Genomic DNA, 13,384 nt, shown 5'->3' with positions numbered 1-13,384 from the left:
TATGGCTTCAATATTTACAAAGATCATTAATAAGGAGATCCCAGGGCATATCGTTGCAGAAGACGATAAGCATATCGCGATCCTAGATATTAACCCTAATGCAAAAGGTCATACGCTTTGTATCCCTAAGCAAGAGGTTGATAAGATATTTGATCTTCCAGAAGATGATTATACAGCACTAATGCAATTTTCTCGCAAGGTTGCGCTTGCGCTGAAAAAAACTGTGGAATGTAAACGCATAGGTGTTTCTGTGATTGGTCTTGAAGTGCCACATGTGCACGTTCATCTTATTCCTTTAACTACAATGGAAGATGCGAGATTTCTCAATAAAACTTCAATGACACAAGAAGAGCTAAGTGATCTTGCTAAAGAGATCAACGCTAATCTATAAGTTACTGCATTTTATAAATAACCACTGCAGCTGCGATACTCGCAAGCGCAAGGCCTAAGAATATAAAACCTGTAAGCGGTTTAAAATGATAATAGGGTTTAGGTAACTCTGCAAGTTTGTAGTTGTAATCATAAACCCTTTCAATATCATCTGTCCATTGACTAGGATAGATCTGATTATTACAAACACTACAATGTAATTCTGACTTAACGTCCTTTGTAGAACGCTTAATAAAGGCGTTCTCATCATGCTTTTGCATGAAGCTAAATGTCAATCCGGTATTAGAAAAGCACTCCGGGCAGTTGTTGTTAAGTTGGCCTTCCCAGTATTTCTTGTAAGAAGATTTCATCAGGATAAAATTAGCTTAAGTAAAACGTACTTTATTTATAAGAATTGTTAATTCTCAAAAATATTGAGAGCTGCATATTGCAATAACAGCAGTGTTTTTGCGTCTTTGATGCGATTTTCTTGCATCATTTTTTTGATTTCATCAAAGGTAAATTCTACTACTTTGATGTCTTCGTTTTCTTCGGCGAGTCCGCCGCCTTTGGACTTTTTATCTTCGTCACGGTACGAGGCTACGAAACCATAGACTTTTTCTGTCATTGCACCAGGACTGCTATATACTTCGTAGATTTTTTTGGCTGCAGCCAAATGATAACCTGTTTCTTCCTCGATCTCTCGCAACATGGCTCCTTCTGCAGTTTCATCTTCTAGAATTCCGGCGCAAGCCTCAAGAATAAAAGCGTCATCTTTGTTTGATAAATACACCGGCATCCTGAATTGCTGCGTGAGGATCACGGTCTTTTTTACTGTGTTATAAAGTAGGCAAGCAACAGCATTAGGTCTGCAATAGGCTTCTCTGTCCATGTGATTCCAGGAGCCATCCATGTTTTGATAGTCAAACATCAATTTTTTAAGCGGTACCCAATCGTCTGCGAGGATCTCTTCTTTTATGTTCTTTATTTGATACGTCATTGTTCAATTAATTTTAAAGAAACCTGAAATGTGCTTCCTTTGCCTTGCTCGCTTTTTAAGACTTTTATATTCCCGTTGTGGTATTTGTCTATAATACGTTTTGCGAGAGATAAGCCTAAGCCCCAGCCACGTGTTTTGGTAGTATAACCTGGCTCAAAAACCTTTTTAAAATTCTTTTTCGGGATTCCCTTACCGGTGTCAGATACTTGGATAAGCGCATTGCGGGTATCGCGTTTGATCACGATAGAGATGGTGCCTTTTCCTTTCATGGCATCTATGCCGTTTTTCACAAGGTTTTCTATCGTCCAGCTGTACAACTCATGATTGAGCATCACCTGCAATTCTCCTTGTGGCACGTCTATATTAAACTTCACCAGTTTAGAGCTTCGCTTTGCGAGATATTCAAAGGTGGTTTGCGTTTCATGAATAATATCATGTTGCTTTAAAACAGGAATACTGCCTATTTTGCTAAAACGACCTGTGATGGTCTTTAACCTATCAATGTCTTTATTGATCTCGTCGATGTAATCTGGATCTACATTTTCGGTCTTAAGGATCTCTGTCCACCCCACGAGAGAAGACAACGGTGTGCCGATTTGATGCGCGGTTTCTTTTGCCATACCAGCCCAAAGCAGGTTTTGCTCACTAGCCTTTGATGAGGTGTACACAAAATAGATCACTGCGGCAAAAAGTACCATTACAATTATGAGCGCCACTGGAAAAAATACTAATTGCGTGATAATCGTAGAATCGCTGTAAAATGCCATCTGCGTTTCATCTTCAAAAACCTGAATAGGAACAGGAGCATTTTCAGCAGCCATTTCTTTAAGTAAGTGACGTACTTTCAGAGAGTCTTTTAAAGTTTCTTGAGGAATGTTAAGGTGATTGATGATCGTTCCTTGACCGTCTGTAACAATAATGGGTATGGAGGTGTTTTTTTGGCTTATAAGCCCAATGAGATCATTATTTGCGGTAAAGTCACCCTCTAGCGGAATTTCATTCAAAGCCTTTAAAGACGAGGCCCAAATTTCCATGCGGTCACGCTCTGATTTCTTGAGATGATCGAAGAAAATAGAGACATTCCACAGGATCAATCCTGTAATGATAATTGCCGAGATTATGATAAACCATCGCGAGAATCGCTGGCCTGGACGAAACTTCATTGTGTTTCCTTATTTCATGTAAAATAATGAATTTCTAAGCAAATTATTGTTTGCCTAGCCGTTTAAAGTACGTCATCATATGATTACCTTTGCCAAAAGTTCAGACACCATGTTGACAATAGACCCCAAAGAAGTTTCTACCGGCAGAATTCATCACTATTTGTTAGGATCTGTAGGTCCGCGACCTATATGTTTTGCGAGCACTGTAGATCTTCAGGGTAATGCAAATTTGTCTCCGTATAGCTTTTTTAATTGCTTTAGTGCAAATCCGCCTATTTTAGTTTTTTCGGTGGCGAGACGCGTGCGTAACAACACGACAAAACACACCTTGCAAAACATAAAAGATACTGGCGAAGTTGTGGTTAATATTGTAAATTACAGTATTGTACAGCAAATGTCGCTTTCTAGTACAGAGTATGCTCAAGGTGTTGATGAGTTTGTAAAATCTGGTTTAAATAAAGTAAAATCAGATATCGTGAAGCCTTACCGAGTGAAAGAATCTCCTGTGCAAATGGAGTGCAAAGTAAGAGATGTGATCTCTATGGGTGATGAAGGCGGAGCAGGAAATCTTATTATTTGTGAGGTTGTAAAAATGCACATTGATGAAGCTGTGCTAGACGATGAGAAAAATATAGATCAACATAAAATTGATCAAGTTGCGCGCATGGGCGGTAACTGGTACACACGTGCTAATCAAGGAATGTTTGAAGTGCCAAAACCTTTATATAATTTAGGAATAGGTGTAGATAAGATCCCTGATGAGATACGATTAAGCACGATCTTAACCGGTAATGATCTGGGTAAATTAGGTAATGTAGAAAGCCTGCCAGAAGAAGAAGCGATCAAAGAGTTCATGAAAGAAAAATGGGAAGAACTTGATATGGTAGCTACTGGAGATAGACAACGTGTACACCGTCGCGCTCAAGAATATTTACATGAAGATAGAATTGCCGATGCATGGATGTTGCTCATGGCAAAAAAATAAAACAAGATTATAATTAAGAAAAGAAGATAATGGAAGTACAAGGAAAGATCAAGGTAAAAGGAGAAACGCAAAGCTTTGGAAGTAATGGTTTTCGCAAACGCGAATTAGTGATCACTACAGAAGAACAGTATCCTCAATTTTTAAATATTGAATTTGTACAAGACAAAACAGATTTGCTTGATAGCTTTCAAGTAGGGCAAACGGTAAAAGTAGGGATCAACCTTCGCGGTAGAGAATGGGTAAGCCCACAAGGCGAGACTAAATACTTTAACAGCATTCAAGGATGGCGAATAGAAGCTGTGCAACAAGGCGGTTCTGGGCAAGGTATGCCACCTGTGCCACCAGCAGATCAGTTTGAGCCAGCATCAGACTTTAATGATGAAGATCACGACGATCTACCATTCTAAGAATAATAAGACAAGAATTACCAGCCCGAATGAGAATATCTTCGGGCTTTTTTGTTCTCAAGGTTTAGAAAAAGAAAAAAGCTCTTTTGCGTAAGCAAAAAAGCTTTTTAATTGGTTTTAGGTTAACCCATTCAATAACTAAAAAAAGCAATGATGAACAAAAATTATTTTAAATAGGTTACTTTAAATTTCAATAAAAAAATTCTAAAACGCTACCATAATTTTACTTTTAACAGATTAAAGATCAAGTAACAAATGCCTATTTATCGCCTTCATCATTCAGATATTAGCTTCCCGTCGCCGGCAGATGCAGACGATGATGGTTTGTTAGCTTTTGGCGGTGATCTTAGTGTAAATAGACTTTTGCAAGCTTATAAAAGTGGGATTTTTCCGTGGTACAGCGATGGCGAACCGATCTTATGGTGGTCGCCAGATCCTAGAATGGTGCTTTATCCTGATGAGGTAAAAGTCTCAAAATCTATGCGCAAAATTCTTAGAGATGATTATTTTAAAGTGACTTTTAATACTCATTTTTTAGAAGTGATTCTCAATTGTCGCCGCATTAAAAGAGATGGTCAAGCCGGCACTTGGATCACAGATGAGATGCTTCAGGCGTATGTAGATCTTCATGAAAAAGGGCATGCGCAAAGCGTTGAGGTGTGGTTTGACGATGAATTAGTAGGTGGATTATACGGTGTTGACCTCCCAGAAAATAAAGTGTTCTGTGGCGAGAGTATGTTTGCTAAAATGAGCAATGCAAGCAAAGTCGCGTTAATAGCGCTTTCGCGAAAGCTACAAAAACAAGATTACAAGTTGATCGACTGCCAAGTCTATACTTCGCATCTTGAAAGTATGGGAGCACAAGAAATTTCCCGAGAGGAATTTTTAGCATCGCTAGTTTAGATCTTGTAGATCGCAGATGTGCTAATTAAGATCCGTTCACTTTTTTCGTTTAAATAATTCTCAAAACGGTACTCAAGGCCTAGTTGTAATTTTAATTGCTCTGTGATTTGCTTTCCTAGCGTTGTTGTAAATCGCTGATCAAGTTCTGGACTCATTTTCGCCGAAAGGCTATACAAAACCTCTGCGCTTAAACTGCCATAAAATTCTTTGTGATTAAGAGAAGCGCCCTGCAGCGGGAAGTCTGCTGCAAATCGATATCTGCCGCGGTAAACCGTGTTGCCTGTGTAATATCGCTGCTCTGTGCGCAATCTGTGGCTAAGGCGCAAAGCGTTGTATTTTTTTGCAAAGCTATATTGTTCTGTAACTCTGTATTCATCGCTATTTTCTGGGTTGAACCAGTCTTTATTGCGATACATCACGCCCAGACTTACCTTACTGTAAAAGCCGCTTTCATAACTGGTAAAATGTGAAAATTCTAATTGTTGCGCCTCTAGAAAATGCGCTCCATCTTTAATCACAAGATTGCGATTTGCGAGTTGAAAATTAAATGACCATCTGTTTTTTGGGCTGTGATTTACAGATATTTCTGGTTGAAAATATACATCTGTTTGTGCTTGACAAACGGTTGCAAAAAATAAAAAGAGCCAAAAAAATCTAGAAGAGAATAAAGTCATACGAGCGTCTTAATACTTTTCTGGAGTTAACAAAATTGCCATTCTTATCGTAAGTAATTTCTAGATTTGAGAGTTTGTTTTCCTTGTTTTTAGTAGCCACGATCAGTTCGTAACCATCTGGATTTTGTGATGAGAATGCCTGCTGCCACAGCGTTGAGGAGAATTGTTTCTGTAGTTTTTCGATCTTATGGCGCTCAAATCTTGCTTTAAGATCTTGCTCAATTAAGCCCGCGATCTGTGGGTCAATCTCATCAAGATCATAAGCGATCTCTATATCCTGCAGTTCGCCAGAGGTAGAAAATTCTACACTGTATTTGTGTTTGTTGAATTTAAATTTTGCCTCAAAACTTTCATTGTCGCCGTCGCTTTCAAAATAATATTTAACGCGATTTTCAATGGGCATTTCTTGTAGCAATGCTAGCGCAGGTGCTGGCATTTCTTCAGCATTTATGCGTTTTTCTACCTCGTTTTTTGTGTTTTGGCTTAAAGCCAAAAAAGGAAAGATTAACCCTATGAATAGTAATCTAAGCTTCACTTGCGGCAGCTTTTATTTCGCTATAGCGAAAACAATTAACCTCATGATCATTGACCATGCCAGTGGCTTGCATGTGCGCATAAACCACCGTTGAGCCCACAAATTTGAATCCTTTTTTCTTGAGATCTTTGCTCAATTTGTCGCTCAGGGCGGTGGTGGCGGGAGCTTCTTTATAAAACGCCACCGCATTTTGAATGGGTTTGTGATCTACAAAGCTCCAGATGTATTTTGAGAAACTGCCGTATTCTTCTTGGATTTTCATAAAAGCTTGAGCGTTTGTAACCGCCGCGCGCACTTTTAATTTATTGCGAATGATGCCAGGATTGGCAAGCAATTCTTGAATCTTGTCTTCGTCGTATTTAGCGATCTTTTTGTAGTCAAAATCATCAAAAGCAGTTCTGAAGTTTTCTCTTTTTCTCAAGATCGTGATCCAGCTTAATCCCGCCTGAAAAGTCTCAAGAATTAAAAACTCAAACAACGTCTTGTCGTCTTTAACTGGTACGCCCCATTCTGTGTCGTGATACGCCTCATACAACGGGTCGCCCACGCACCATCCACACCTGTGCTTTGTCATTTTTTCATGCTTTTATAGGTTAAAGATATACTTTTGAAAGCAGAGAAAAAGAAAGATGGAGCATCATAATTTATTAGAAATTCAGGAGCAGATCGCGGCAGCTTTTGCAGATGGTATGACGTATGCTGAGTATCATGTGCTTGTAAAAAAACATGCCGAAACATTTACCAGCACTGGTCATAATCCGCCAGAATCGTATGCCGAATATACTGTGTTAAATCACAGAAGGATGAAGCGCTGGGATAAGGTTTTTAAACTCACAGATGAGCAAAAGGCGGTTCTTGAAAATCTGAAAACCGAGTATAATTTCACGGTGATCACAGAGAGTTGGTGTGGTGATGCGCCACCATCTGTAGCGGTGATGAATAGTATTGCTCAGGCTTGCGCCAAAATTGATCTGCGCGTTATTCTACGTGACGACCATCCTGAAATTATGGATGCTGTGGCTGTAAATGGTATTCACTCAATACCAAAGCTGATCATTCAAGAGAAGGAAACAGGGAAGATCGTTACCATTTGGGGTTCTAGACCGGCGATTTTGCAACAAATGTTTGAAGATTTTAAAGCAGAACACGGTAATATCACAGCAGAATTTAGAGAGGAAATTCAGCAGTGGTATAACAAAGATAAAGGCAAAACCATAGCCGCAGAATTGATCGATATTCTATCTGCTTTCAATTGATTTACTTTTTGAAAGTTTAAGATCGTTAGCTCAAATTGCTGATTTTGATTGTTTCCGGTAATTTAGTTTTACTAAGTTTAATAGATTAGCTAAAAAATGTAAAAAGTACACTTGTTTCGATAAAAGTTTACACTTATCGATTACCTTTAATACTTTTCAATACATTATATGTGCTATAAATTAAGTTTAGCAAAGTCAGAATTACAGATTAAACAACAGTTATTTAATTCATTTTCTCTAGACATAAATAAGATTCAAGACTACGAGTCTTATTTTCACAGAAGTGCTGACACAGGCCAAAATCTCTTTATCATAAAGGGAGATAATCTCAACGAAGTCTTACCCGCGACCTGGACGCTTTTGCCAGAAAAGAACATTAAAGGTTTAGCTGAAGGCGAGGAGATGCATTTTGAACACAGATTGTCTAACATCAAGAAAGATGATCTGTTTAATGACGAACTCCTAAAAGACGGAATGCAGCAGCGCAGATGTCTTATTCTTGCAGATGGTTTTTTTGAACATTTGATCATCAATGAAGTTGCGCAACCAGTTTACCTCTACAAAGAACATCGAAAGTTGTTCTGTTTTGTTGGGGTGTACACGCAAGTTGCAAAAGATATGTATACATGCAGCCTGATCGTTACTCCGGTGGATGGTGAAAATCCTAGTCAGCGATTTTTTAAAAATCAATTTAAAATGGAGTATCTGCCGTTAATAATTGATCCAGTGTATATAAAGATGTGGCTTGAAGCCAAAACTACTCCACAACAGCTGCAAACGCTTTTAAACAATGGTTTTTCTAAGGATAGACTGAACGTGCATGCGGTGAGCGATCAAATAAGCGACAACAAAGCGTACAATAAACCAGATGCGATAGAAGCTGTAGATTGCCCAGAGCTTAACTTATGCTCTGAAACGCTTTAAGTATCAAAGGAATCTTATGAAATGTAAAAAGCCTCTTTGCATTTGCAAAAAGGCTTTTGTACTCGGGACGGGACTTGAACCCGTACGGCCTAATGGCCATTGGATTTTAAGTCCAACGTGTCTACCAATTCCACCACCCGAGCCGGACTTCAATTTCAAAATAAAAAACCTTCCAAACATTTGCTTAGAAGGCTCAGAGCGAAAGACGGGATTTGAACCCGCGACCCTCACCTTGGCAAGGTGATGCTCTACCCCTGAGCTACTTTCGCATTAACATTAATACCTATCGTTTAATGCGGATGCAAATTTACAAGAATTCTATAATCTGCAAACATTTTTTTGCAAAAATTCTGTCAGATTTTTTTTCGCGTAAGCAAAACACTAGCTCACATTGCTTTTCTTGCTGCGTATGAGCATACGTTTTATCTCATTAAGTTTCATGAGCGCTTCCACAGGCGTGAGCGTATCTATATCAGTATGAAGTATTTCTTCTTTGATTTCTTCAAGCAAGGGATCGTCTAGATTAAAAAAGCTTAGTTGCATCTCATCTTCAGAGGCATTTTTCAACGCATCTTGAGTATCTTCATTTGCATGCGATTTTTCTAGATGTTGTAGCATTTTATTTGCTCTGTGAAGCACTTGTTGTGGCATTCCGGCCATTTTTGCTACATGGATACCAAAGCTATGCGCGCTACCTCCAGGCACAAGTTTGCGCAAGAAAAGCACATTGTCCTTAAGCTCTTTTACAGAAACATTGTAATTCTTGATGCGCTCAAAGGTTTCGCACATCTCATTAAGTTCATGGTAATGCGTTGCAAAAAGCGTTTTTGGTCTTGCAGGATGCTCGTGTAAATATTCACTGATCGCCCATGCTATAGAGATCCCGTCATATGTGCTGGTTCCACGGCCTATCTCGTCAAGAAGCACAAGGCTACGATCAGAAATATTGTTCAGGATATTTGCGGTCTCGTTCATCTCTACCATAAAAGTAGATTCGCCCATCGAGATATTATCGCTGGCACCCACGCGCGTAAAGATCTTATCTACAGTGCCTATTCTTGCGGCTTTCGCCGGAACAAAACTTCCCATCTGTGCAAGTAGAACGATAAGCGCGGTTTGCCTCAAAATAGCCGACTTACCAGACATGTTTGGCCCAGTGATCATGATGGTCTGTTGATTATCGCGATCTAGATACACATCATTTGTGATATAAGCCTCACCCAGCGGAAGTTGTTTTTCGATCACAGGATGACGACCATCTTTTATGTCAAGGTCAAACGATTCATCCATTTCTGGTTTAGTGTAACCGTTTTCTTTAGCAAGACAGGCAAAAGAGCACAAGCAATCTAATTTTGCGATAGTTTGTGCATTAGCTTGCACCTGCTCGATAAATTGCGTCATCCAATTTACCAGTTGGCCAAAAAGTTGCTGCTCTATCGCTAAAATGCGTTCTTCTGCGCCTAAGATCTTAGACTCATATTCCTTAAGTTCTTCAGTGATGTAACGCTCTGCATTTACAAGCGTTTGCTTGCGTATCCACTCTTCTGGTACTTTATCTCTATGCGTGTTTCGCACCTCGATATAGTACCCAAAAACATTATTAGAAGCGATCTTAAGCGAAGTAATTCCCGTTCTTTCGGTTTCTCGCTGCAGCATTTTGTCAAGATAATCTTTGCTCGTGTGTGCAAGACCTCTTAACTCATCAAGTTCATCATGAAAGCCAGTAGCAATGGTTTGCCCTTTTAAAATATTTACCGGCGCTTCTTCATTAAGCGTTTCTTTAATCTTTGCTCTTAGATGCTCTAAGGTGTTTAGGCTTTCGCCCAAAATTTGTAAAGCTTCATTATTCGTTTCTTGAGCGATAGATTTTATGGGTGTCATCGCTTCTAGAGAATTCTTAAGTTGAATGACTTCTCTAGGGCAGATCTTAGTTGTCGCCACTTTAGAAATAAGACGTTCTACATCGCCCATTTTCTTTATGTGACCAGTAAATTTTTGCCAGATGTCTTGTTCATCAAGCAAAAACTGAACAACCTCGTGTCGCTGTTTTATGGGTGCGATATCTTTTAGCGGAAGCGCTAACCAACGCTTTAACAAGCGTCCGCCCATTGGCGAGATGGTCTTATCTATCACATCAAGAAGCGTGATAGATTGATGGCTCGTGCCTTGATACAATTCTAAGTTGCGCACGGTAAAGCGATCCATCCACACATAAGATTCTTCAGCGATACGACTTATAGAAGAGATATGTTGCAGGTTTTTATGCTGTGTCTCGCTAAGGTAATGTAAGATCGCACCAGAGGCGATCACGCCTTCTTCCAGATGATCTACACCAAAGCCTTTAAGTGATTTTGTGTTGAAATGTTTGTTTAAAGACTCGTATGCATAATCTACTTGATACACCCAATCTTCTAGATAGAAAACGTGCATATCTGACACAAAATCGTCTTTAAAACTCTTTTTGCAAGATTTACTGATCAGGATTTCGCTGGGCGCGAAATTTTGTAGCAATTTATCAATATGGTCTTTATTGCCTTGAGCGGTAAGAAACTCACCAGTAGAAACATCAAGAAAAGAAACGCCAAGTTGTTTCTTGCCATAATGTACAGCCGCTAAAAAGTTGTTGTGTTTGCTGTGAAGAACTTCGTCGTTTAGCGCAACGCCAGGAGTTACAAGTTCTGTAACGCCTCGTTTTACAATGCTTTTAGTCGCTTTAGGATCTTCTAGCTGATCACAAATAGCAACACGGCAACCGGCTTTTACAAGTTTTGGTAAATAGGTGTTTAAAGAATGATGCGGAAAACCTGCAAGTTCTGTACGCTCGCTTCCGTTGTTACGATTAGTTTGTACAATACCTAGAATCTGTGATGCTTTTACTGCATCTTCACCAAAGGTTTCATAAAAATCACCCACTCTAAAGAGCAACATCGCATCAGGATATTTTGCCTTGATGCTGTTGTATTGCTGCATTAGCGGCGTGACTTTCTTTGCTTTTTTTGCTCCCATTTTTGCCCAGATTCTTAGTGCACTAATTTACAAAATGAGGTAGGAGTAGCTTTCGCGAAAGCGAATGACTTATTGATTTTTTTCAACAGTAAATTGCTAGAGAAATGCCACCGATTTTTGAGAATAGATACATTAATTTTGCCGCCATGAGAGATAGAAAACTTAAGAATAGCGAACTAGAGAGAAAGACGGTTGAAGAATTTACTGAGGCAAGAAAAACGCCCATTTCTATTGTGCTAGATAATGTGCGAAGCCTTAATAATGTGGGTTCTGTGTTTAGAACGGCTGATGCATTTTTAATAAAAAAGATCTATCTGTGTGGGATCACAGCGCAACCGCCACATAAAGATATTACTAAAACAGCGCTGGGCGCTACCGAAACCGTTGAGTGGGAACATAATAAAAGCACAGCAGAGGTCGTTAATAATTTGAAACGGCAAAATGTGCAAGTACTTTCAATCGAGCAGACCGAAGGTGCTGTGATGTTAAATGATTTTAAGATCGATCCTGAAGCAGAATATGCTATCGTTTTTGGTAATGAAGTGAAGGGTGTTGCGCAAGATGTTGTGGATCTATCTGATCAAGTGATTGAAATACCACAAATTGGCACAAAACATTCGCTTAATATTTCAGTAAGTGTAGGTGTTGTGACTTGGGATTTATTTTCAAAAATGAGTAGATAATTATTTTTAAAAATAATATAAGTCGGTTTAATTTCTAAAAATTATATTAAACCTATCTTAATTGGCAATTATTAACCTGTAATAATAAAATATATAAAGCACCTTTACTTCGACCAATTTAAATATCCAACTAGATGAAACCTAAATTTGATTATCCTTCTTATAGAATAGGAGAACGTTACGGGAAGCGGTTAGGACTTTTAATGGGATTAGTAATAGGAGCAATCGCTTTGCTGATTCTGTTTGTCTTTAAGACTATTTAAGCCCAACTTACTACTCACAGATCATCTCAAGAATATTGAGGTAATCTGTTCTGTTTTCTACAAAGTTAAGGTCAGACACATCAATGATCTTGAACTTTTTACCAACCTTAGATTTGATATAATTCATGTATCCAGAATTGATCTTCTCTAGATATTCTGGGCTAATGTCTTTCTCATAATCCCTGCCGCGTTTTTTGATGTTTTGCAGAAGACGCTCAGTGTCTTGATGCAAATAGATATAAAGATCTGGCTGCTGAATTTCTTTGTACATAATACTGTGAAGCTTCTTGTACAAATTATATTCGTCTTCATTAAGTGTAACTCGGGCAAAGATCAGCGATTTGTGACTGTCATAATCTGAGATCATGAAATTCTTAAAAAGATCATACTGCCCCAGATCATCTAGTAGTTGTTGATATCTATCAGCTAAAAAAGACATTTCTAGCGGGAATGCATATCGCGATTGATCCTTATAAAACTTGGGTAAAAAAGGATTGTCTTTAAAGCGTTCTAAGATCAACTTTCCGTCAAAATCTTCAGCGATCATGGTAGATAATGTGGTCTTCCCGGCGCCTATATTTCCTTCAATGGTAAGAAAATCAAATGCATTAAAATCTAATCCTGCTGCAGGATCTTTAAGCCATCTGTTTATTTTTTTGGCTGCAGCCAAATCTTCACAAACCGCAACAAGCTCATGAACTTCTTTATTTAAAACGGGATGTTTAACCTTTGACGCAATGTCATTGAGCGGTAACAAGACAAAACCTCGTTTTTGCATCAAAGGATGTGGAAGCGTCAATGCTTCATCATTCATGATCTCGTCTTCATAGAAAACAATATCGATATCAATAGGCCTGTTTTGATAGGTTTTTACCTGATCGTTGCGATCGCGACCCATCTTTTGCTCGATAGATAAACAAGCTGCGAGAAGTTCTTTTGGCGAAAGCCTAGTGCTTACCTGCACTGCACAATTGAGAAAATCGTTGCCTTCAAATCCCCACGCAGGTGTTGCGTAAACAGGAGAGATCTTTTTTATAAATCCTGCTTTCTTAAAAATAAGATCAATGGCAGTTTGAAGATTTTCAAACGGGTCTCCTAGATTGCTGCCCAGTGATAAGTATGTGTTTTTTAAGGAATTGATAGCGATTTTGCTTGAGATATTTTAAGAGCAATTTAAGTAAAACATATGGACAAACTTCTAATTTTGAGTGATTGA

The 13,384-nt window shown here is 38.8% G+C and carries 15 protein-coding genes and 2 tRNA genes; 7 read left to right on the top strand and 10 right to left on the bottom strand.

What is annotated here, in order from left to right:
* Position 1: 1 nt before the first annotated feature.
* Positions 2 to 391 carry an HIT family protein gene (locus ACZ5L8_RS12150; protein ID WP_464437861.1) on the top strand — a complete coding sequence of 130 codons (390 nt, stop codon included), beginning with the start codon at positions 2 to 4 and terminating at the stop codon, positions 389 to 391.
* A 1-nt stretch (position 392) separates the two neighbouring features.
* On the opposite strand, the gene ACZ5L8_RS12145 is transcribed toward ACZ5L8_RS12150, so the two are convergent.
* The 3 genes from ACZ5L8_RS12145 to ACZ5L8_RS12135 are packed head-to-tail and all read right to left on the bottom strand — an operon-like array spanning position 393 to position 2,532.
* Complete coding sequence (locus tag ACZ5L8_RS12145; RefSeq protein ID WP_462600385.1) at positions 393 to 740, bottom strand: hypothetical protein; 348 nt, start codon at positions 738 to 740, stop codon at positions 393 to 395.
* Between the two features lie 47 nt (positions 741 to 787).
* Positions 788 to 1,369, bottom strand: a complete 582-nt coding sequence (locus ACZ5L8_RS12140; RefSeq protein ID WP_464437859.1) for an NUDIX domain-containing protein — start codon at positions 1,367 to 1,369, stop codon at positions 788 to 790.
* Entirely contained in the window at positions 1,366 to 2,532 is a 1,167-nt protein-coding gene (locus tag ACZ5L8_RS12135; protein ID WP_464437858.1) for a sensor histidine kinase, read from the bottom strand. The genes ACZ5L8_RS12140 and ACZ5L8_RS12135 overlap by 4 nt, the downstream gene beginning before the upstream one ends.
* Positions 2,533 to 2,641: 109 nt before the next feature.
* Here ACZ5L8_RS12135 and ACZ5L8_RS12130 point away from each other — a divergent pair, with 109 nt between their 5' ends.
* The 3 genes from ACZ5L8_RS12130 (at position 2,642) to aat (ending at position 4,827) form a co-directional block, all read left to right on the top strand.
* Positions 2,642 to 3,517, top strand: coding sequence for a flavin reductase family protein (locus tag ACZ5L8_RS12130; RefSeq protein ID WP_462600388.1), 876 nt, complete (start codon positions 2,642 to 2,644; stop codon positions 3,515 to 3,517).
* 29 nt (positions 3,518 to 3,546) lie between these two features.
* On the top strand, positions 3,547 to 3,924 hold the full coding sequence (locus ACZ5L8_RS12125; RefSeq protein WP_464437855.1) for a DUF3127 domain-containing protein: 378 nt from the start codon (positions 3,547 to 3,549) through the stop codon (positions 3,922 to 3,924).
* A gap of 255 nt (positions 3,925 to 4,179) precedes the next feature.
* Positions 4,180 to 4,827, top strand: a complete 648-nt coding sequence (aat, locus tag ACZ5L8_RS12120) for a leucyl/phenylalanyl-tRNA--protein transferase (RefSeq protein WP_464437854.1) — start codon at positions 4,180 to 4,182, stop codon at positions 4,825 to 4,827.
* On the opposite strand, the gene ACZ5L8_RS12115 is transcribed toward aat, so the two are convergent.
* Genes ACZ5L8_RS12115 through ACZ5L8_RS12105 form a run of 3 tightly spaced genes read right to left on the bottom strand, consistent with a single transcriptional unit; the run spans position 4,824 to position 6,610 of the window.
* Entirely contained in the window at positions 4,824 to 5,501 is a 678-nt protein-coding gene (locus ACZ5L8_RS12115) for a DUF2490 domain-containing protein (RefSeq protein ID WP_464437852.1), read from the bottom strand. The two genes, aat and ACZ5L8_RS12115, sit on opposite strands and share 4 nt — an antisense overlap.
* On the bottom strand, positions 5,482 to 6,036 hold the full coding sequence (locus ACZ5L8_RS12110) for a hypothetical protein (protein WP_464437850.1): 555 nt from the start codon (positions 6,034 to 6,036) through the stop codon (positions 5,482 to 5,484). The genes ACZ5L8_RS12115 and ACZ5L8_RS12110 overlap by 20 nt, the downstream gene beginning before the upstream one ends.
* On the bottom strand, positions 6,026 to 6,610 hold the full coding sequence (locus ACZ5L8_RS12105) for a DNA-3-methyladenine glycosylase I (RefSeq protein WP_464437848.1): 585 nt from the start codon (positions 6,608 to 6,610) through the stop codon (positions 6,026 to 6,028). Before ACZ5L8_RS12105 ends, ACZ5L8_RS12110 begins: the two co-directional genes overlap by 11 nt.
* 55 nt (positions 6,611 to 6,665) lie before the next feature.
* Between ACZ5L8_RS12105 and ACZ5L8_RS12100 the strand changes: the two genes are divergently transcribed.
* Together ACZ5L8_RS12100 and ACZ5L8_RS12095 are read left to right on the top strand one after the other, a co-directional pair.
* Positions 6,666 to 7,292, top strand: a complete 627-nt coding sequence (locus tag ACZ5L8_RS12100) for a thioredoxin family protein (protein WP_464437846.1) — start codon at positions 6,666 to 6,668, stop codon at positions 7,290 to 7,292.
* Between the two features lie 168 nt (positions 7,293 to 7,460).
* The gene (locus tag ACZ5L8_RS12095; RefSeq protein ID WP_464437844.1) at positions 7,461 to 8,216 is read left to right on the top strand and encodes an SOS response-associated peptidase family protein; all 756 of its coding nucleotides are present in this window, start codon (positions 7,461 to 7,463) and stop codon (positions 8,214 to 8,216) included.
* Positions 8,217 to 8,275: 59 nt separating this feature from the next.
* Here the strand turns inward: ACZ5L8_RS12095 and ACZ5L8_RS12090 are convergent.
* The 3 genes from ACZ5L8_RS12090 to mutS form a co-directional block, all read right to left on the bottom strand.
* Positions 8,276 to 8,359: transfer RNA gene (locus ACZ5L8_RS12090), tRNA-Leu, on the bottom strand.
* A gap of 54 nt (positions 8,360 to 8,413) precedes the next feature.
* A tRNA-Gly gene (locus ACZ5L8_RS12085) sits at positions 8,414 to 8,485 on the bottom strand.
* A 112-nt stretch (positions 8,486 to 8,597) separates the two neighbouring features.
* Positions 8,598 to 11,222 carry a DNA mismatch repair protein MutS gene (gene mutS / locus ACZ5L8_RS12080; protein WP_464437841.1) on the bottom strand — a complete coding sequence of 875 codons (2,625 nt, stop codon included), beginning with the start codon at positions 11,220 to 11,222 and terminating at the stop codon, positions 8,598 to 8,600.
* 104 nt (positions 11,223 to 11,326) lie between these two features.
* Between mutS and ACZ5L8_RS12075 the strand changes: the two genes are divergently transcribed.
* Positions 11,327 to 11,905: an RNA methyltransferase gene (locus tag ACZ5L8_RS12075; protein WP_464437839.1), complete on the top strand. Its 579-nt coding sequence runs from the start codon at positions 11,327 to 11,329 to the stop codon at positions 11,903 to 11,905.
* Positions 11,906 to 12,178: 273 nt separating this feature from the next.
* Here ACZ5L8_RS12075 and folK read toward each other — a convergent pair whose 3' ends face one another.
* Positions 12,179 to 13,279, bottom strand: a complete 1,101-nt coding sequence (gene folK / locus ACZ5L8_RS12070; RefSeq protein WP_464440954.1) for a 2-amino-4-hydroxy-6-hydroxymethyldihydropteridine diphosphokinase — start codon at positions 13,277 to 13,279, stop codon at positions 12,179 to 12,181.
* Positions 13,280 to 13,384: the final 105 nt, after the last annotated feature.

It is taken from the genome of Leeuwenhoekiella obamensis (assembly GCF_055391795.1).
Note: the sequence above shows the minus strand (reverse complement) of the source record. Positions and strands in the feature narration are given on the sequence as shown.

What these genes read in the sequence shown, in the direction of transcription:
- ACZ5L8_RS12095 (WP_464437844.1), top strand. Translation starts at nt 7,461, where the DNA reads ATGTGCTATAAATTAAGTTTAGCAAAGTCAGAATTACAGATTAAACAA.
- ACZ5L8_RS12135 (WP_464437858.1), bottom strand. Translation starts at nt 2,532, where the DNA reads ATGAAGTTTCGTCCAGGCCAGCGATTCTCGCGATGGTTTATCATAATC.
- aat (WP_464437854.1), top strand. Translation starts at nt 4,180, where the DNA reads ATGCCTATTTATCGCCTTCATCATTCAGATATTAGCTTCCCGTCGCCG.
- ACZ5L8_RS12100 (WP_464437846.1), top strand. Translation starts at nt 6,666, where the DNA reads ATGGAGCATCATAATTTATTAGAAATTCAGGAGCAGATCGCGGCAGCT.
- ACZ5L8_RS12150 (WP_464437861.1), top strand. Translation starts at nt 2, where the DNA reads ATGGCTTCAATATTTACAAAGATCATTAATAAGGAGATCCCAGGGCAT.
- mutS (WP_464437841.1), bottom strand. Translation starts at nt 11,222, where the DNA reads ATGGGAGCAAAAAAAGCAAAGAAAGTCACGCCGCTAATGCAGCAATAC.
- ACZ5L8_RS12115 (WP_464437852.1), bottom strand. Translation starts at nt 5,501, where the DNA reads ATGACTTTATTCTCTTCTAGATTTTTTTGGCTCTTTTTATTTTTTGCA.
- ACZ5L8_RS12130 (WP_462600388.1), top strand. Translation starts at nt 2,642, where the DNA reads ATGTTGACAATAGACCCCAAAGAAGTTTCTACCGGCAGAATTCATCAC.
- ACZ5L8_RS12145 (WP_462600385.1), bottom strand. Translation starts at nt 740, where the DNA reads ATGAAATCTTCTTACAAGAAATACTGGGAAGGCCAACTTAACAACAAC.
- ACZ5L8_RS12125 (WP_464437855.1), top strand. Translation starts at nt 3,547, where the DNA reads ATGGAAGTACAAGGAAAGATCAAGGTAAAAGGAGAAACGCAAAGCTTT.
- ACZ5L8_RS12140 (WP_464437859.1), bottom strand. Translation starts at nt 1,369, where the DNA reads ATGACGTATCAAATAAAGAACATAAAAGAAGAGATCCTCGCAGACGAT.
- ACZ5L8_RS12105 (WP_464437848.1), bottom strand. Translation starts at nt 6,610, where the DNA reads ATGACAAAGCACAGGTGTGGATGGTGCGTGGGCGACCCGTTGTATGAG.
- ACZ5L8_RS12075 (WP_464437839.1), top strand. Translation starts at nt 11,327, where the DNA reads ATGCCACCGATTTTTGAGAATAGATACATTAATTTTGCCGCCATGAGA.